We start from the raw sequence: 19,560 nt of genomic DNA, 5'->3' as shown, positions 1-19,560 counted from the left end.
GCGCTCAAACGAGGGACAGGGTATGGTGAAACCGGCGGACGGTGGGAATATCGCGCGACTGGCGCTGATCGGTAATTTCCTGCCGAGACAGTGTGGCATCGCCACCTTCACGACCGACGTTTTCACGGCCATGCGCGCGCGCTTCCCTGAGATCGCCGTCGACGTCTATGCGATGGACGATCACCCCGGCAAATACGACTACCCGGCCGAAGTCACCGGCACGATCCCCGAGCCCGAACTGTCGGCGTATATCGACACCGCGCGCAAGATCGAGGCCAGCGGCGCGCAGGCGATCTGGCTCCAGCACGAATACGGCATCTTCGGTGGCCCGGCAGGCGAGCACATCCTCGCGCTGCTCGATCGCACCACGCTGCCGGTCATCGTCACGCTGCACACCATCCTCGAAAAGCCCAACGCCGATGAGCGTCGCGTGCTCGAAGGGCTGCTGCGTCGCGCCGCCCGCGTGATCGTCATGGCCGAGCGTGGCCGCGACATCCTTCAGCGCGTCTACGGTGCCAATTCGCGCCAGATCGTCATGATCCCGCACGGCGTGCCCGATCGCGACCTGCTCGATCCGGCCGCGCTGAAGGACAAGTTCGGCTGGGAAGGCCGGAAGGTCATGCTGACGTTCGGCCTGCTCGCGCCCAACAAGGGGATCGAGACGGTCATCAACGCGCTCCCCGCGGTGATCGCGAAGCATCCCGACCTGCTGTACGTCGTGCTCGGCGCGACCCACCCGAACCTCGTCGCGTACGAGGGCGAGAAATACCGCGACAAGCTGAAGGCGCTCGCCGCCGAGAAGGGCGTCGCCGACAACGTCTCGTTCGTCGATGCCTTCCTCGAGCATGGCGAACTGCTCGACTATCTCCAGGCAGCGGACGTCTATGTGACGCCGTACACCAACCCGGCGCAGATCACGTCGGGCACGCTCAGCTACGCGATCGGCGTCGGCAAGCCCGTCATCTCGACGCCGTACGTGCATGCGACCGAGATCCTTGCGGATGGCCACGGCGTGCTCGTCCCGTTCGGCGACGTCGATGCGTTCGCGCGTGAGATCGATGCGCTGATGTCGAACGACCGTGATCGCAATCGTCTGGCCGAGCGTGCCTATGCGCGCGGCCGCACGATGATCTGGCCGAAGCTCGCCGAGGCGATGATGACGGAGATCCGTGCGATCGTGGCGGCGCGCCCTTTTCGCCTAGCCAAGGTGCCAGCCCCGCTGAAGCAACTGACGCCTGATTTCGCCGCGGTCGAGCGGATGAGCGATTCGACCGGCATGCTCCAGCATTCGATCTACTCGATCCCCGATCGTCGCCACGGCTACTGCATCGACGACAACTGCCGCGCACTGATGCTGATGAGCGCACTGCCCGATCTCGACGACGTCACCCGCGACAAGTGGATGACGATCTATGCGTCGTTCGTACAGTATGCGTGGAACCCGGACACGCGCCGCTTCCGCAACTTCATGAACTTCGATCGCACCTGGTGCGAGGATTCGGGCTCGGAGGATTCGAACGGCCGCACGCTCTGGTCGCTCGGCGTCACCGCGCGCGATGCGCAGGCTGCCAAGCACCGCGACTGGGCGACGGCGATGTTCGACTCCACCGCGTCGATGGCGCTCGAACTCGGCAGCCTTCGGGCGCAAGCGTTCGCGATGCTCGGCGCGGCGGCGATGCTGGAGGCCAAGCCCGGTCACCAGCTGTCGCTGTCGATCCTCGAGGCGTTCCCCAAGGTCCATCTCGACCTGCTCGCGAAAGCACGTCGCCCCGAGTGGCAGTGGTTCGAGATCGTGCTCGCCTACGACAATACGCGCCTCCCGCAGGCGCTGATCCGCGCAGGCCAGGCGCTGGGGCGTCAGGACCTGATCGATTGCGGCCTCGCCACGCTCGACTGGATCGTCGCCAAGCAGACTTCGCCGGAGGGCCGTTTCCGCGCGGTCGGGTCGGAGAGCTTCAACCGGCCCTATGCGGAGCCGTTGCAGTTCGACCAGCAGCCGCTGGAGGCGCAGGCGACCGTCGACGCATGCGCCGCGGCGTATGACGCGACCGGCGACGTGCGCTGGCGTGACGAGGCGTTGCGCGCGTACGGCTGGTTCCTCGGCGTCAACGACCTCGACCTGCCGCTCGCGAGCGTCGCGGACGGCGGTTGTTATGACGGTTTGATGCCGACCGGGCTCAACCGAAACCAGGGTGCCGAGTCGATTTTGGCGCTCCAACTCGCAAGTTGTGCCATTTCAGGGGTATCAAAGGCAGCGCAAAGCGTGGCAGGAGCGGCGCGCGTCGTCGCCTAGCCACGCTAGAGACAGCCTGACAGGCGACGGTGCGCTGAGTGGAACGACGCGGGGCACTGCTACGATGGATCTGTTCAACCACCAGCTGCGGCTGCACGCGGACCCTTCGCGTGTCGTCGTGCGGCCGTTCCATATCGCCTGGGGCGGTCATGGCGGCGCGCCGAGCCGTACCGAGCGGCTCGTCGGCGAAGTGCTGGAAATGTCGCCCGCACAGGCGCGCGCGCAGCTCGAGGTCGTGCTGAAGGATTTCGAGGCACGCCACTGGCAGACGCGCCGCGTGTTCATGACGCGCTACGACCAGATCGAGGACATGCTCGGGCTGAACGGTGCGGAGATCGGCGACGAGAAGCGCCAGCTGATCGGCGCGTATTTCTGCCACGAATACAGCTATGCCGCCGCTGCGCTGATGAACCCCAGCGCGGTGCCGCATTTCGACCAGTCGGGCATGCCGCCGGGCTCGATGCGGATCCTGATGAGCCTGCGCGCGGTCGGCGAGGGTCACATCTCGTCGGTCGCGTTCCGCGAAGGCATCATCACCTGCGAAAACCAGATGAAGCTCGCGCCCGAGCCGCCGTTCGCGACCGCGACCGATGCGGTCGGCAGCGGCGAGGACGAGATGCCGATCGGCCCCGTCACCGTCTATCGCCACCGCGACAGCACGCTGAGCGGCACGGTGATCTTCCCGATCACGCAGGCGCAGTCGAAAGGCCTCGAGGATCTCCGCATCGTCCGCTTCCAGCACGACGACGGCGATTACGAGTGGATCGGCACCTACACCGCGTATAACGGCTCGGTGATCCAGTCCGAACTGATGCGTACCCGCGATTTCCGCGCGTTCGACCTCGTGCCGATGACCGGCCCGGCCGCGCGCAACAAGGGCATGGCGCTGTTCCCACGGAAGGTGAACGGCCAGTACATGATGATCGGCCGGCAGGACGGCGAAAACCTGTTCCTGCTCAAGTCCGACACGCTGACCGACTGGGACGATGGCGAGAAGATCCTGACGCCCGAATATCCGTGGGAGCTGGTGCAGATCGGCAATTGCGGTCCGCCGATCGAGCTCGACGAGGGCTGGCTTCTGCTGACGCACGGCGTCGGCGCGATGCGGAAATATTCGATCGGCGCGGTGCTCCTCGACAAGGACGATCCGTCTAAGGTGATCGGCCGGACGAGCCAGCCGATCCTGGCGGCGAAGGACCAGGACCGCGAGGGGTATGTGCCCAACGTCGTCTATAGCTGCGGCGCGTTGAAGCACGGGGATACGATCTTCATGCCGTACGGGATCGCCGACAGCTCGGTGGGCTTCGCGTTCGTGCCGATCAAGGACATGCTTGCTGCGATGAAGTGAGGGGGGGGGCGTGGCTCAATGGAGCGGGCGCTCACCCGTCCTCCGTTGCGCCCGTCCTCCGTTCCATCTCCTCTTCCGTTTCCCCCCTTCGTTCCACCCCTTCCGTTCGTCCTGAGTAGCCATCGAGTAGCTGCTCTTGCAGCGTATCGAGAGGGCGTATCGAAGGACAGGTTGGCGCGCGGAACCCCTGCTTCGATACGCGCCCTCGATACGCTGCTGACGCAGCTACTCGGTCTCTACTCAGCACGAACGGGAAAGGGCCTTGTTCTCCCGCGAAGGCGGGAGCCCAGTCTGGATCCCCGCCTTCGCGGGGAAACAAGCTCACTTACCCCCTCTCCCCTCGGGGAGAGGGAAGGGGCCCGCCCGGCGCTTGCCGGGTGGGAAGGGTGAGGGCACGCGCCTACCGCGAAGCCGCCATCGTCCGCCGGTACATCACCCAAGTCAGCACCGCGAACAGCAGCGTCCCGCCAATCAGCGCCACGCTAGCAAACCCGTCCCCAACAAGCGCCAACGGCGTCTCCTTGTTGGTCAAATACACGATCCCCGCAAAGGCGACCCCCCACAGCGACTCCCCAACGATCATCCCCGTCGCCGTCAGCACCCCCATCCGCTTCGCCAACTCAGGATCCCGAGCCCGGTCCGCCCAGCGATCATACGCAAACCCCACAACCGCCCCGATCGTCACCGGCAACGTCACCGACATCGGCAGATACACACCGAGCCCAACGCCCAGCGGCGGCAGCCGCAGCTTCCCCGCCTTGCCGAGCAATTCATCAACCGCGATCACGACCACACCAGTCAGTGCCCCATAGCCAATCATCGCCCAGTTGAGATTGCCCCCCAGCACACCCTTCGCCAGCGCCGAGATCAGCGCCGCCTGAGGCGCCGCCAGCGCGTTAGGCCCCGCCCCCGGCGCACCAGCAAACCCAAGCGTGCTTCCCAGCAAGTTCAACACCGGCGGCACGACGATCGAGCCGAACATCACGCCGATCAGCAACGCGACCTGCTGCTTCCAAGGCGTCGCACCGACCAGCTGGCCCGTCTTCAGATCCTGCAGATTGTCGTTCGAGATCGTCGCGATCCCGAACACGATCCCCGTCACGATCAACCCGTACGCGACCAGCGCCTGCGTCGTGCCCGGCTCGACCGCGCGGCCGAACCACGACACCAGCAGGATCGACGCCGCGAGAATGGCCAGGATACCGATTCCCGACACCGGCGAGTTCGACGCGCCGATCAGCCCCGCCATGTACCCGCAGACCGCCGCGATCACGAGACCGATGACGAGGATGAACACTAGGCTCCCCGCGATCAGCCCGATCGCCGACGCCTCCAGCGGTCCGCCCTGCAAGACGGTCCAGAGCAGAATGCCGATCGGCACCAGCATCGCGAGCGAACCGATCCCGACGATCCCGATCGGAATGTCGCGCTCTTCCAGCGCCAACACTTCACCGCCACGCTTCGCTGCCGACGCCGCCAGCGCCGAGCGCACGCCGCCGACAACGGGGCCTGCGATCTTGAGCAACGTCCAGATCGCTGCGACGCCGATCACGCCTGCGCCGAAGAAGCGGACATCCGAGCGGAACACTGTGTTGGCGATCACCTCGGCGGTGCCGGTGACGCTCCCGCCCGAGGTCAGGATCGGCAGCAATATCCACCACCCGATCACCACCCCCGCGAACATCGCCATGCCGACCGAGATGCCGACCAGATGTCCCGCGCCCAGCAACGCGAACGACAGCCCGCCCGAGATCCCGGTCGCACCCGCGCCGACGCGGAACCACGTCGCGGCCTCCGCGGCGGCGAGCTTGGTCTGCGTCAGGATCGCGAACCCCGCCGAGACGACCGCGTTGGCGACGATGATGCCCAGCCCGCGCGCACTCTCCTCGCCGCCTTCACGACTACCTGCGCCGACCTTTAGCACCTCGGCGGCCGCGCGGCCTTCCGGATACGGCAGCACCGTGTCGACGACGAGCGCACGGCGCAGCGGCACCGAGAACAGCACGCCGAGCACACCGCCGAACATCGTGATCGCCGCAGTCGTGAAGAACGGAAAGCCCTGCCACCAGCCGATCATCACCAGCCCCGGCAACACGAAGATGATCGCTGCCAGCGTGCCGGCGGCGGACGCGATGGTCTGAACGATGTTGTTCTCGAGGATCGTCGAATCCTTGAACAACCGCAGCACTGCCATCGAGATCACCGCAGCCGGGATCGACGTCGCGAACGTCAGCCCGATCTTGAGCCCGAGATACACGTTGGCCGCGGTGAACAGCAGCGTGATGATCCCGCCGAGCACGATCCCGCGAAACGTAAGCTCGCGCATGCTGGTCTCGGGACCCGTGTCGGTTACGCCCCGCGTCGCGTCGGTCATCTGGTCAGCCTCAAAGCAATTCGGGCGACTTGTGACATGATGTGGGGCGTGAGGAAACCGTATCGACCGTCACTAGTGTGTTCTCCCGCGAAGGCGGGAGTCCAGACTGGGCTCCCGCCTTCGCGGGAGAACAAGGTAAGGGCGGGCTGACCTCGCCCAACCCGCAACCCAAACCTACCGAACCGCCATCCGCCGCGCGAAATGCACCTCGACCGCCCGCGTCACGCTCTCCGCGATCCGGTGTCGCCCCTCCTCGCTATCCAGGAACGCAGCGTCCTGCGGGTTCGAGATATACCCCGTCTCGAACAGGATCGACGGCATGTCCGGCGCCTTCAGGACCATCAACGACGCCATCCGGTGGAAGTTCGCCTTCAACGGCATCAACGGCTTGGCCTCACGCCCGAGCAACCGCGCGAAGGTCGCCGAGGCGTTCATCGTCTCGCGCTGCGTCAGGTCGATCAGGATCGACGACACGTCCGCGGGCGCCTCGCCGAGATTTACACCCGAGATCACGTCCGCCTTGTTCTCGCGCGCCGCCAGCCGAGCGGCCTCCTTGTCGGACGCCACCTCGGACAGCGTGTACGCGGTGGCTCCGGTCGCGTTCTCCGATCCCGTGCTGTCGCAATGGATCGAGATGAACAGGTCACCCTTCAACCGCCGCGCGACGCCGTACCGCTCGCGTAAGATCAGGTAACGGTCGTCGTTGCGCGTCAGCGCCACGCGTACGCGCCCCGACGCGAGCAACTCGTCGCGGATCGCCTTGGCGACCTTCAGCGTCACGTCCTTCTCGCGCAGCCCGTTAGGCCCGATCGCACCGGGATCGACACCGCCATGCCCCGCATCGATCACCACCAGCGGCCGCGTATCGTCGCCCTGCACGCGCGGCAGTTTCATGCCCCGCGCCTTGGGCGGCACAGGCACCGACACCTTGTACTTCGGCCGCGACGCAGCCCCGAAATTGAACGGGAAGAAGTTCAGCGGCCCGGCGATCCCGGCTTCCGCGAACTGGTCGTAATCGACCGTGCGCAACGCCAGCGTCAGCTCGCGGCGGTCGGAGTCGAACCCGCCGTCGGTCACGATCGCCGGCTCGGCCAGATCGAACACCATCCGCATCCCCGACCGACCACTGCGCATCTGCGTGACGCCGGTCACCAGCCCGCGCCCCACGACCTCCCGCCCCGGAGACGCGCCCGACACGTCGACCGCGATCTGGCGCGGGCCGGTCAGCACGCGGCTGGCGGCATCGCCGACCGCCTCGTCGAAGCGGATGACGATCCGCCCGTCCCTGATCGCGACGCTCTGCACGGTCGCCGCCCAGGCGGGAACGCTCGCCAGCCAGCCGGCGATGAGGGCGATGACCGTCAACACCTCGCGTCCTTGCCGTGCGGCCCTGCCGCCGGTCCAGCGAAAACCCATGCTACACCCCTTTGATCGATACATCCGATCTCTGTGAGCGAGCGATAGCGCCTCGCATCACAAGACGCGGTTGCGCAGTGCGGTTAATTTGCCGTTTGCCATGTATTTGCCGGCAAGGCTCTGCCGCCCCGGCAAGTCTGCGCCTCGCTGCCCCTATTTCGAGCCGAAACGCCCACGAAAGCGACGGTTCCGGGGCTAGTTGCGAGATCGGGTATGCAGTGCTAGTCCTGTCGTACAGCCGTGTGTCGCCTGGATTTTACCAGCGACGCGCCGGTCTCGACGCCCGCCAGCGGATTCTCGCCGGCGCGGCAATTCAGGTTGACGCTCGAATGACGCATTCCCCCCGCCCCGCACTCCGACCGGCCTTCGCCGACGGACTCGCGGTCGTGCGGGCGCCGCAGGGAGAGTTCCCGCGGCATGCACTTCGCGCAGAGGCAGTTTCGCATACCATCCGCGAGTCCGGGCGTCCGTGCCCGACCGCACCACCATCAAGCGCGCGACGGCTGCCGACAGGCCCGGCGCGCGCGCGGAGAATCTATAATGACAACGCGCATGCTGATCGACGCACGCCACCGGGAAGAGACCCGGATCGCAGTCGTCAAGGGTAACCGGATCGAGGAATTCGATTTCGAGAGTGCCGAACGCAAGCAGCTCAAGGGCAATATCTACCTCGCCAAGGTCACGCGGGTCGAGCCGTCGCTCCAGGCGGCGTTCATCGATTACGGCGGCAATCGCCACGGCTTCCTCGCATTCAGCGAGATCCACCCCGATTACTACCAGATCCCCAAGGAAGATCGCGACGCGTTGCTCCGTGAGGAAGCCGAGCACGCCGCCGAGGAAGCCGCCCTGCGCGCCGACTACGACTCGGATGACGAAGAGGGTGACGACGAGGACGACATCGAGCGCTTCGAGGACGATGGCGGGGTAGATCCCGACGTCGCCGAAGAACTCGAAGGCGGCGAAGCGGGCGAAGCACCCCGTCGCAAGCGCAAGCCGAGCGCCGACGATGCCGCGGTCGAGGACCTGCGCGAGCGTCGCATGAACCTGCGCCGCCGCTACAAGATTCAGGACGTGATCCATCGCCGCCAGGTGCTGCTCGTCCAGGTCGTCAAGGAGGAGCGCGGCAACAAGGGCGCGGCGCTGACCACATACCTGTCGCTTGCCGGTCGCTACTGCGTGCTGATGCCGAACACGTCGCACGGCGGCGGCATCTCGCGGAAGATCAGCAACGCGGGCGATCGCAAGCGCCTCAAGACGATCATGGCCGACATGCAGCTGCCGCCGTCGATGGGCTGCATCGTCCGCACCGCGGGCCTCCAGCGCTCGAAGGTCGAGATCAAGCGCGATTTCGATTACCTCGCCCGCCTGTGGGACGGCATCCGCGAAGCTACGCTCAAGGCGTCGGCCCCCGCGCTCGTCTACGGCGACAGCGACCTGATCAAGCGGGCGATCCGCGACATCTACAACAAGGAAATCGAAGAGGTCATCGTCGAGGGCGAGGACGGCTATCGCCAGGCGCGCGAGTTCATGCGCCTGCTGATGCCGACGCACGCGCGGCGCATCAAGCATTACGCCGACCCCGTGCCGCTGTTCCAGCGTGCCGGCGTCGAGGATCAGCTTGCCGCGATGTACCACCCCGTCGTCCAGCTGAAATCGGGCGGCTATCTGGTCATCAACCCGACCGAGGCGCTCGTCTCGATCGACATCAACTCGGGCCGTTCGACACGTGAGCATTCGATCGAACAGACCGCGACTGCGACCAACCTCGAGGCAGCACAGGAAATCGGCCGCCAGCTCCGCCTGCGCGACATGGCCGGGCTCGTCGTCATCGACTTCATCGACATGGATAACAATTCCAACGTCCGTAAGGTCGAGAAGGCGATGAAGGAGGCGCTCAAGAACGATCGCGCGCGCATCCAGATCGGCCGCATCTCGTCGTTCGGCCTCATGGAAATGAGCCGCCAGCGCCTCCGCACCGGCGTGCTCGAAGCGTCGACCCGCGCCTGTCCGCATTGCGAGGGCACCGGCCTCGTTCGCACCGCATCGTCGTCGGGCATCTCCGCACTCCGCCTCATCGAGGACGAGGCCGCCCGCGGTCGCGGTTCGCTGCTCACCCTGCGCGCCAGCCAGGAAGCCGCGGTCTACATTCTCAACCGCAAGCGCGCCGACATCGCCGAGATCGAGGATCGCTACGGCGTGATCGTCGAGATCATCCCCGGCCAGGACGAGGAAGGCGCGCACATGACGGTCGAGGCCAGCGGCCCGCCCCCTGCGCATGCGCCGAAGTTCGTCCAGATCATCGAGGAAGACGAAGACGACCTTCCCGAGGAGATCGAGGACGAGATCGAGGAAGAGGAAGTCGAGGAGACTGAAGCCGAGCAGCCGCGCCGTCGTGAGGGGGGTCGTGAGCCCCGCGAAGGCAATGGCGAGCAGCGTGCTCCCCGTGAAGCTCGCGATGCGGACGGTGAAGGCGGCAAGAAGCGCCGCCGTCGCCGCGGTCGTCGCGGTCGCGCTCGTCCGGGTGAAGAGGGTGCCGCAGAGGGCGTCAACGAGGACGGCACGTTCGAGGACGCCGACACCAACGTCGAGGAAATCGACGAGGTCGAGGGCGACATCGTCGAAGTCGGCGGTGGCGAAATGGTCTCGGCTGGTGCGCCATCCGAGCAGGCCAATGGCGCAGAGGGCGAAGGTCGTCGTCGTCGCGGTCGTCGGGGACGTCGTGGCGGTCGCCGCAACGAGCAGGGCGCCGAGAACGGCCAGTCGGTCGCCGTCAGCAGCGTCGACGACGCCCAGCTGATCGCCGAGGCGCCTGAGCCGGAAGCGTATGAGCCGGTCGAGTCGACTTACGCCGAGCCGCCTTACGAGCCCGCGTTCGAGCCGGTCGTCGAGGAAGCCCCGGTGGCGGAAGTCGCCGAGGGTCCGAAGATGCGCCGTCGTCCGCGTGCCCGTGCGGCAGCCGCAGCGGCGAACATCGCCGAGGCGGTGGCCGATGCAGCCCCCAAGGCACGCCGTGGTCGCAAGCCACGCGCGGTCGAAGCGGACGCCGAGACGGTTGCACCGGAGCCTTTGGTCCCGGCGCCAATCGCTCCGGAGCCCGTCGCGGCCGAGCCGGCCGCACCGAAGCCCGGTCGTCGTCGTCGCGAAGCGGTTGCAGAAGCAACGATGGAAGAGGTGAGCGCAACGCCCGCCGAGACCATCGAAGCCTTGGCGCCAAAGCCGAAGCGTGCGCGTCGCAAGGCGTCGGACGCGGTGGTCGAAGCCCCAGCGGTTGAAGAGGCGGTCGTCGAGGAAGCGCCCGCCAAGGTCGCCAAGCCCCGCGGTCGTCCGCGCAAGGCAGCCGTGGTCGATGCCGGCGATGCCGCCCCGACCAGCGAGCCCCTCGCCGAGCCGATCGCAACCACCCCGCCCAAGGCAGAAGTCCAGCCCCAGGACGTCGCGACGTCGGACACCAACGACGGCGCCAACGACGACCCCGACGGCGCCCCCCGCCGCGGCTGGTGGCAGCGCACCTTCGGCTAACCCCGGACGCTACCCACCGAAGAAACGGGCGCGACCGAAAGGCCGCGCCCGTTTTCGTTTGTTAGGAGGGCGATTGTCCGGACGCGCGGTATCCGTGAACGTCCAATGCCTGCCGTAGCGAACGAGAAAGCCTGTATCCCCGCGAAGGCGGGGACCCAGACTGGGCACCCGCCTTCGCGGGTGAACAAGACGGGAGGGCGGCCCTGGGTTTGCGATTCTTCCGCATCGGGCATTGCACTCCCGCCTCCCCCACCCACCACCACCCCGGCGAAGGCCGGGGCCCAATTGGAAAGGTGGCAATAACGAAGCGCCGCCCTCAGTTAGCCCGGTCCCCCAATTGGATCCCGGCCTCCGCCGGGGAGGTGGCCATTCGACGGCACTGTGTCGAACGCGTTCTCATGCCACTCCAAACCGCAACGCCCACCCCAAACCAAAACGCGTCACCCCAGCGAAAGCTGGGGTATCCCGCGTGGCACGCGGCACCCGCCAAACCATGAGATCCCAGCTTTCGCTGGGATGACGGTCGGAGAGAAACGAGCACGACGTGCCCTCCAGCGACCCAACAGCCCCCCCTCAAACCCCTGTCCTACACACCCAAACCCTGCTCCCCTCCCCCAATGCCACCCACACTCCCACCAACCGCAAAACCGCTCCCAGCGTCTGCACTTCCTGTACTTCACTCCACCGCACGCCCGATCGCACGACCATTGCCCCCCCGCCCCCAATCGACGATACCCCGTAATATGAAGCGCTTCGTAGCCGCCGCAGCCACCGCCCTCCTCCTCTGGACGACGCCCCTCCAGGCCCAGTCGATCCTCCGCGACGCCGAGACCGAAACCATGTTCGCGGAGATGTCGAACCCGCTGATCAAGGCGGCCGGGCTCTCGACGCGCGACGTGAAGGTCGTCCTCATCAACGACGAGTCGATCAACGCGTTCGTCGCCGGCGGCCAGACCGTCTACGTCCACTCAGGGCTCATCCAGGCCGCCGACAACGCCAACGAAGTCCAGGGCGTCATCGCGCACGAGCTCGGCCACATCGCCGACGGCCATGTCGTCCTCGCCGATCGCGGCACCAAGCCGGCAATGGGCATGTACCTGCTCTCGATGGTCCTCGGCCTCGCCGCGATGGCGGCCGGCAGCGGCGAAGCAGGCGCCGGCATCATGGCCGCGGGTCAGCAGGCGGCGATGGGCAGCTACCTCTCGTTCAGCCGCGTCCAGGAATCGACCGCCGACGCGACCGGCGCGAAATTCCTCCGCGAGGCGAACGTCTCCGGCCGCGGGATGCTCAGCTTCTTCAAGAAATTGCAGCAGCAGGAATACCGCTTCGGCACCGCCAACATCGATCCCTTCATGCAGTCGCATCCGCTCTCGGGCGAACGCGTCGCGACACTGACCGCCGACCTGCAAGCCTCGCCCGCCTGGGCCAACAAACCCGACGCCGCGCTGGAGGAACGCTTCCGCCGCGTGAAGGCGAAGCTCGCCGGCTACGTCATGCCCGCCGACCAGACGCTCCAGGCCTATCCGCCGTCTGACCAGTCGATCTACGCGCACTATGCCCGCGCCTATGCGTACCACAAGGCCGGCTACCCCGACAAAGCCGATGCCGAGGCGAACGCACTGGTGAAGGCCGAGCCGACCGACCCGTATTTCCTCGAGATCAAGGGGCAGATCCTGCTCGAGGCGGGCAAGCCCAACGAGTCGCTGGCCCCCCTGCGCGAAGCCACGGAGGGTTCGCGTAACAACCCACTGATCGCCACCACCTTCGGCCACGCGCTGATCGCGACCGAGAACAAGGCGAACTACCCCGAGGCGACCAGGGTCCTGCGCACTGCGGTCGGCCGCGACGACCAGAACCCGTTCGCCTGGATGCAGCTCGGCACCGTCTACGAACTCACCGGCGACACCGCCCGCGCCGCGCTCGCCACCGCCGAGCGCGCGAGCATGGGCGGCGACATGCGGACCGCGTCGGCGAGCGCGCAATATGCGCTGGCCAACATCCCGGCGAACACCACCGACTGGATCCGCGCGCAGGATATCGCGATGGCCGCGCAGAACGAGATGGACGACAATCCCAAGCAGTATAAGCGCCGCAAATGAGCAAACTTACATTCCCCGCGATTGCCGTCGCGGGCGCTGTCATCGGAGGCCTCGCGGTCTGGGGCTATGACCGCCAGGGCGGCGGCGTCGAGCGTGCGCAGGTCGAATCGATCGTCCACGACTATGTGCTGGCGCACCCAGAAATCTTGCCCGAGGCGATGGAGAAACTGCGCGACCGCGAGTCGGGCAAGACCGTCACCGCCAACCGCGACGCGATCGTCACGCCGTTCGGCAGCGCCTGGGCCGGCAACCCCAAGGGCGACGTCACGCTGGTCGAGTATTTCGATTATAATTGCGGATATTGCCGCGCGAGCCTGCCGATGATCGCCAAGCTGATCGCCGCCGACCCCAAAGTCCGCGTCGTCTTCCGCGAACTCCCGATCCTCAGCGCCGAGAGCCGCATCGCCGCGCGCGCGAGTCTTGCCGCCGCACAACAGGGCAAGTTCGCCACCTTCCACGACGCGCTCTACGCCGGCGGCCCGGTCAGCGACGCCTCGATCGCCGCAGCCGCGGGCAAGGCCGGGGTCGACACCACGCAGGCCAGCTTCACCAAGACCGCAGACGCCGAAATAGCGAAGAACATGGAAACAGCCGCCAAGCTCGGCATGACCGGCACGCCGAGCTGGGTGGTCGGCGACCGCGTATTGTCGGGCGCGTTGCCGTTGGAAGACCTCCAGAAAGCCGTAGCAGCAGCCCGCGCCGGCTAACCGCCCTCTCCTTGTTTCCCCGCGAAGGCGGGGACCCAGTCTGGGCTCCCGCCTTCGCGGGAGAACAAGAAGGCGCGGGAAGGCCTATCATTCCCCCCTCCCCACCCCCATCTGACACCCACGAACAAGGGGTGCCAATGACCGAACCGATCCTGTCCATCGCGGGCGTCACCAAGACCTACAAGAGCGGCACCACAGCCCTCCACCCCGTCGACCTCGACATCCAGAAAGGCGAAATCTTCGCCCTCCTCGGCCCCAACGGCGCGGGCAAGACGACGCTCATCAGCATCATCTGCGGCATCGTCACGCCGTCCGCCGGCACGATCAAGGTCGCCGGCTACGACGCGATCCGCGATTATAAGCAGGCGCGCAGCCGCATCGGCCTCGTGCCGCAGGAACTCAACGTCGACATGTTCGAGACGGTGCTCGCCACCGTCACCTTCAGCCGCCGCCTGTTCGGCCGCTCGGGCCACAGCGCGTACATCGAACAGGTGCTCCGCGACCTCTCGCTCTGGGACAAGCGCGATGCCAAGATTCGCGAACTCTCCGGCGGCATGAAGCGCCGCGTGCTGATCGCGAAAGCGCTCGCGCACGAACCCGAGATCCTGTTCCTCGACGAACCCACCGCGGGCGTCGACGTCGCCCTGCGCCGCGACATGTGGAAGCTCGTCCACCGCCTCCGCGAAGGCGGCACGACGATCATCCTGACGACGCATTACATCGAGGAAGCCGAGGAAATGGCCGACCGCGTCGGCGTCATCGACAAGGGCAAGCTGCTCCTCGTCGACGACAAGGCGTCGCTGATGAAGAAGCTAGGCAAGCGCGAACTCGACATCGCGCTCCAGGATCCGATGACGACGATCCCCGCCGACCTCGCCGACTGGGACCTGTCGCTGGAAGACGACGGCAAACGCCTCCGTTACGTGTTCGATGCGCAGGCCGATCACACCGGCATCCCGTCGCTGCTCCGAAAACTCAGCGAACTCGGCATCGGCTTCAAGGATCTCGAAACCAGCAAATCGAGCCTCGAAGACATCTTCGTCGATCTCGTCGGAGAACACGCATGAACACCCACGGCATCTGGGCGATCTACCGCTTCGAAATGGCGCGCGCTTTGCGCACCCTGTGGCAGAGCCTAGTCACCCCGGTCCTGACCACCTCGCTGTATTTCATCGTCTTCGGCGGCGCGATCGGCAGCCGCATGCAGCAGGTCGGCGGCGTCGGCTATGGCAGCTTCATCGTTCCCGGCCTGATCATGCTGTCGCTGCTCACGCAGAGCATCTCGAACGCGTCGATCGGAATCTACTTCCCCAAATTCACCGGCACGATCTACGAGCTGTTGTCGGCGCCCGTCTCGGCGATGGAGATGGTGATCGGCTATGTCGGCGCGGCGACCACCAAGTCGGTGATCCTCGGGCTGATCATCCTCGCCACCGCGTCGTTCTTCGTGCCGCTGCGGATCGAACACCCGTTCGCGATGATCGCGTTCCTGATCCTGACCGCGGTGGCGTTCAGCCTGTTCGGCTTCATCATCGGCGTCTGGGCCAACGGCTTCGAGCAACTGAACTTCGTCCCCGCACTGCTGATCACACCACTAACGTTCCTCGGCGGCGCGTTCTACTCGATCGACATGCTGCCCCAGCCGTGGCGGACGTTCAGCCTGTTCAACCCGGTCGTCTACTTGGTGAGCGGCTTCCGCTGGAGCTTCTTCGGCGTCGGCGACGTCGCGGTCGGGGTCAGCCTCGCGGTGACTGCGGGCTTCCTGGCGGTATGCCTGATCGCGATCGCCTGGATCTTCAAGACCGGCTGGCGGATGAAGAACTGACCGGAGAACCATGTTTCCCCGCGAAGGCGGGGACCCAGTCTGGGCTCCCGCCTTCGCGGGAGAACAAGCTTCTTACCGCATTACCGGCAACGTCACCCGCGAGCCCGCACAAACCTTCTGCGTCGCCTTCACGTAATCGCTCGGTTTCGTCCGCCCGATGTTCGGCACGAAAGACTGCGGGTTGCGGTCGATCATCGGGAACCAGCTCGACTGGATTTGCACCATGATCCGGTGCCCCGCCTTGAACACATGGTCGTGGTCGCGCAGCGGCACGTCCCACGCGACCACCTTCCCCGGCACCAGCGGATGCGGCGTCGTATCGCTTGCCAGGAACCGCCCGCGCCGCACCTCCATCGCGATCGGCAACTGATAGCCGTTGAGGGTCTTCGCATAGTCACCCAGTCGCGCCTGAGACTTGTCGAACGTTTCGGTATCTTCAGGCAGCACATCGATCAGCTTCACTACGAAATCGCTGTCCGTCCCGCTGGTCGACGCCTGCAACGTAGCCGACAGCGCCCCCGTCACCGTCAGGTCCGAAGTCAGAGGCTCCGACACATACCCCAGCACATCGGGCCGGTGATCGACGAAGCGCTGGTCGTCAGCCTCCCACCACGCCCAGTCCGGGCTGGCATAGGTCGCCGACATCGGTCGCCGGCGGAACGGCACCGGGTTTGCGGGGTCCGAGACGTAGTCGCGACATCCCTCACCGGCCGCCGGCGCGGTGAACGACAGGCTGCCGTCCGCGTGCAGATACAGCTCGGTCGCCTTCGTTCCCGTCGGAGGCCAGGCCGCATAGGTCTTCCACACGTTCGATCCCGACTGGAACATCTTCGCCGCAAAGTCCGGCCGCGGGCCCTTGCCGTGCAGCCAATAGGCGAAGAACGGTGCCTGGATTTGCTCCTGGAACTGCGTCCCACTCGCCTCCCCAAGCGGGATCGGCCCGAGATGATCCGCCACGCCCTGCCATCCACCATGCCGCCACGGCCCCGCCACCATCTGCGCCAAGTGGTTCGGATCGTTGCGCTTCTGACGCGCGTAAATCTGCCACGAGCCCCACGGATCCTCCTGATCCCAGAACCCGGCGACGTTCAGCGTCGGCACCGTCGTCTTCCCGAGCGCATCGGTCCAGCGTTGCGCGGTATAGAAAGCATCGTGATTGGGATGATCGAGCAGCGCCGTGAACATCGGCACACGCCCCTTGAACACAGTCCGGTCGATCGCCTCCGCCGAGCCCGCCTTCAAGAAATAATCGTAGGTATCGCTCGGATACGCGAAGTCGGAATTCTTCGTCTTGTCGAGTTGCAGCGATGACACCCAGTCGGTCGCATAGCTCAACCGCAGCGCGCCGTTGCGGTGCAGGTCGTCCGACTGCCAGTAATCGATCCAAGCCGCCTGCGGGGAGACCGCCTTCAGCGCCGGATGCGGGTTCGCCAGCGCGACGGCGGCAGCGAAACCGGGGTAGGACACGCCCCACATGCCGACCTTGCCAGTGTTGGCGGGGACGTTCTTCACCAGCCAGCCGACCGTATCGTAGGCGTCCGTGGCCTCGTCGACCGCCTTCGGATCGTTCGGGTGGACCGCGGTTGAGAGCGTGAAGACCCCGTCCGACTTGAACCGCCCGCGCATCGACTGGAACACGAAGACATAGCCGTCCTTCATCAACGGCGCGAAGCGATCGGCGGTGGCAAACGGCGCGTCGGGCACGCCGTACGGCGTCCGCTGAAGCAGGATCGGCAGCGGGCCGGTCATCCCGCGCGGCCGCATGATCACCGTCTGCAACTTCGCCCCGTCGCGCATCGGCACCATCACTTCCTCGAAGGTAAAGGGCGACTGGGTCACGGTTTGCGGCGCGGTCTGCGCGAGCGTGGCGGCCGGGACGGCTGCGGTGACGGCAAGCGCGAGCAGGAGGGCGTGACGCGACATGGAATTTCCCTTCGTGGACCGTGCCTCGATTGGACGAACCCGAACCTACGAAGTCAAGCCGCGCGCCATGCTCCGGTCAGTATTGGGCGCAATACCAGCGAGTTGAGATCGATCAGCGCGTGCAGGACCATCGTTAGCCACAGCTCCCCGGTCATCAGATACACCGCCGCCATCAGCGCGCCGACGAGCGTGGTCGCAATCACGCCCGCCCGCCCCTGATACAGATGCATCGCGCCGAACGCCGCGACCGCGACACCAAACGCGACGAACGCGCTGCCGGATACGAGCGCGACCAGCAGCGGCAGGAACAGGCGGAAGGCGAGCTCCTCGGAGATGCCCGCCGCGATCGACATGGCGGCGGCATGCGCGATCTCCGGCCGGTTGCGCGGCAGCAGCGAGCCGACGTTGCCGATCGTCTTGAGGACGCGCCAGTTACGCCGCGTCGCGAGCACCGCGCCGATGATCAGGCCACCCAGCGCACTGCCGCCGATCATCCCGAGCAGTTCCACGCGGCTGTAGCCTTGGAAGCTGGGCAGGAGCGTGCGGAGGGCGTCGAACTCGGGCGGCACGGTGACGAGCGCGTCGAAGCGGCCGAGCAGGGCTAGTCCGCTCACTGGGGGCAGGACGAAGGCGATCGCGGCCTTGGCGATCCACAGGCGGTAGGTCTTCTGGCGCGATGCTGTGTCGGGAAGGCGCTTGATCCGGCGGTAGCCGAGGAGGTCGCCCTTGAGGAACCAGACGAGGCTCATGATCGTGACGAGGAGGAGGACGTTGGGCAGGATCATGCCGACACTTCGCCCCTCATGCGTTCCACCGCTCGGCCTTATATGTTCTCCCGCGAAGGCGGGAGCCCAGTCTGTGTCCCCGCCTTCGCGGGGACACATGGTGGGATGGTTCACCACGCTAACCCAGTACCCCACCCCGGCGAAAGCCGGGGCCCAGTTGGGGGACGTTGCTGACTACGGACAACGCTCCGTTACTCCGACCTTTCCATCTGGGCCCCGGCCTGCGCCGGGGAGGTGCTGAGCTGCCGGTCGGCGCAGTATCAAATCAGTCAGTCCGATGCTCGCCCTTGACCCAACGTACGGTCCCCGAAGAAGCCCGCATCACCACGCTCTCGGTGGTCATCTTGCCCTTCTTGCGCTTCACGCCAGCCAGCAACGACCCATCCGTAACCCCGGTCGCCGCAAAGATGCAGTCGCCCTTCGCCAGTTCCGACAGGTCATACTGCTTGTCGAGATCGGTGATCCCCCACTTCGCCGCACGCCCACGCTCGTCGTCGTTCCGGAACAGCAACCGCCCCTTGAACTGCCCGCCGACGCAGCGCAGCGCCGCACACGCCAGCACGCCCTCGGGAGCACCACCCGAACCCATGTACACGTCGACCGTGGTCTCAGGATCCGACGTCGCGATCACGCCGGCGACGTCGCCGTCACCAATCAGCATGATCCCGCAGCCGACCTGGCGCAGTTCGGCGATCAGCGCCTCGTGACGCGGACGATCGAGCACGCACACGATCAGGTCGCGCGCCGGCACGCCCTTGGCCGCAGCAACCGCGTTGATGTTCTCGGTCGGGGTCTTGTCGAGATCGATGATCCCCTCGGGATAGCCCGGGCCGACCGCGATCTTGTCCATGTAGACATCGGGCGCGTTGAGCAGCCCGCCCTCCTCGGCGATCGCCAGCACGGCGAGGCTGTTCGGCCCCGCGGTCGCGCAGATCGTCGTGCCTTCTAAAGGATCGAGTGCGATGTCGATCTTCGGGCCCTTGCCGATCGCCGAGCCGACCTTCTCGCCGATGAACAGCATCGGGGCCTCGTCGCGCTCGCCCTCGCCGATCACCACGGTGCCGTCCATGTACAGCGAGTTGAGCGCCTCGCGCATCGCCTCGACCGCCGCTGCATCCGCTGCCTTCTCGTCGCCGCGCCCGACGAGCGTGGACGCGGCGATCGCCGCCGCTTCGGTCACGCGGACCATTTCGAGGACGAGTACGCGGTCGAGAACCTGGCTGGCGGCAGCGGTCAAAGTCTATCTCCTCGGTATGTTTCGTCCCGGATAG

The 19,560-nt window shown here is 66.3% G+C and carries 12 protein-coding genes; 7 read left to right on the top strand and 5 right to left on the bottom strand.

The window, feature by feature from the left end; genetic code table 11:
• The first annotated feature begins 22 nt into the window (after positions 1-22).
• Positions 23-2,293, top strand: a complete 2,271-nt coding sequence (locus tag C8J25_RS12605; RefSeq protein WP_107954729.1) for a glycosyltransferase family 4 protein — start codon at positions 23-25, stop codon at positions 2,291-2,293.
• Positions 2,294-2,357: 64 nt separating this feature from the next.
• Positions 2,358-3,641 carry a glycoside hydrolase family 130 protein gene (locus C8J25_RS12600; RefSeq protein ID WP_056065833.1) on the top strand — a complete coding sequence of 428 codons (1,284 nt, stop codon included), beginning with the start codon at positions 2,358-2,360 and terminating at the stop codon, positions 3,639-3,641.
• Positions 3,642-4,041: 400 nt separating this feature from the next.
• On the opposite strand, the gene C8J25_RS12595 is transcribed toward C8J25_RS12600, so the two are convergent.
• On the bottom strand, positions 4,042-6,015 hold the full coding sequence (locus C8J25_RS12595; protein ID WP_244187061.1) for an OPT family oligopeptide transporter: 1,974 nt from the start codon (positions 6,013-6,015) through the stop codon (positions 4,042-4,044).
• 174 nt (positions 6,016-6,189) lie between these two features.
• Positions 6,190-7,431 carry an N-acetylmuramoyl-L-alanine amidase gene (locus tag C8J25_RS12590; RefSeq protein ID WP_107954728.1) on the bottom strand — a complete coding sequence of 414 codons (1,242 nt, stop codon included), beginning with the start codon at positions 7,429-7,431 and terminating at the stop codon, positions 6,190-6,192.
• Positions 7,432-7,971: 540 nt separating this feature from the next.
• On the opposite strand from C8J25_RS12590, the gene C8J25_RS12585 reads away from it, so the two are divergent.
• The 5 genes from C8J25_RS12585 (at position 7,972) to C8J25_RS12565 (ending at position 15,581) form a co-directional block, all read left to right on the top strand.
• The gene (locus tag C8J25_RS12585; RefSeq protein WP_244187059.1) at positions 7,972-10,950 is read left to right on the top strand and encodes a ribonuclease E/G; all 2,979 of its coding nucleotides are present in this window, start codon (positions 7,972-7,974) and stop codon (positions 10,948-10,950) included.
• A 743-nt stretch (positions 10,951-11,693) separates the two neighbouring features.
• On the top strand, positions 11,694-13,049 hold the full coding sequence (locus C8J25_RS12580; RefSeq protein ID WP_107954726.1) for a M48 family metalloprotease: 1,356 nt from the start codon (positions 11,694-11,696) through the stop codon (positions 13,047-13,049).
• On the top strand, positions 13,046-13,756 hold the full coding sequence (locus tag C8J25_RS12575; protein ID WP_107954725.1) for a DsbA family protein: 711 nt from the start codon (positions 13,046-13,048) through the stop codon (positions 13,754-13,756). The genes C8J25_RS12580 and C8J25_RS12575 overlap by 4 nt, the downstream gene beginning before the upstream one ends.
• Positions 13,757-13,893: 137 nt before the next feature.
• On the top strand, positions 13,894-14,823 hold the full coding sequence (locus C8J25_RS12570; protein WP_107954724.1) for an ABC transporter ATP-binding protein: 930 nt from the start codon (positions 13,894-13,896) through the stop codon (positions 14,821-14,823).
• Positions 14,820-15,581 (top strand): ABC transporter permease, encoded by a 762-nt coding sequence (locus C8J25_RS12565; protein WP_056065813.1) that lies wholly within the window; start codon positions 14,820-14,822, stop codon positions 15,579-15,581. Before C8J25_RS12570 ends, C8J25_RS12565 begins: the two co-directional genes overlap by 4 nt.
• A gap of 72 nt (positions 15,582-15,653) precedes the next feature.
• On the opposite strand, the gene C8J25_RS12560 is transcribed toward C8J25_RS12565, so the two are convergent.
• From C8J25_RS12560 to glpX, 3 genes are all read right to left on the bottom strand, one after another.
• Positions 15,654-17,504 carry a CocE/NonD family hydrolase gene (locus C8J25_RS12560; RefSeq protein WP_107954723.1) on the bottom strand — a complete coding sequence of 617 codons (1,851 nt, stop codon included), beginning with the start codon at positions 17,502-17,504 and terminating at the stop codon, positions 15,654-15,656.
• A 53-nt stretch (positions 17,505-17,557) separates the two neighbouring features.
• Positions 17,558-18,289, bottom strand: coding sequence for a CPBP family intramembrane glutamic endopeptidase (locus C8J25_RS12555; protein WP_167397715.1), 732 nt, complete (start codon positions 18,287-18,289; stop codon positions 17,558-17,560).
• A gap of 265 nt (positions 18,290-18,554) precedes the next feature.
• Positions 18,555-19,526: a class II fructose-bisphosphatase gene (gene glpX / locus C8J25_RS12550; protein WP_056065803.1), complete on the bottom strand. Its 972-nt coding sequence runs from the start codon at positions 19,524-19,526 to the stop codon at positions 18,555-18,557.
• Between the last annotated feature and the right edge of the window lie 34 nt (positions 19,527-19,560).

It is taken from the genome of Sphingomonas faeni (assembly GCF_003053745.1).
GTDB lineage: Bacteria > Pseudomonadota > Alphaproteobacteria > Sphingomonadales > Sphingomonadaceae > Sphingomonas > Sphingomonas faeni.
This window is presented reverse-complemented; position numbering and strand designations above follow the sequence as displayed.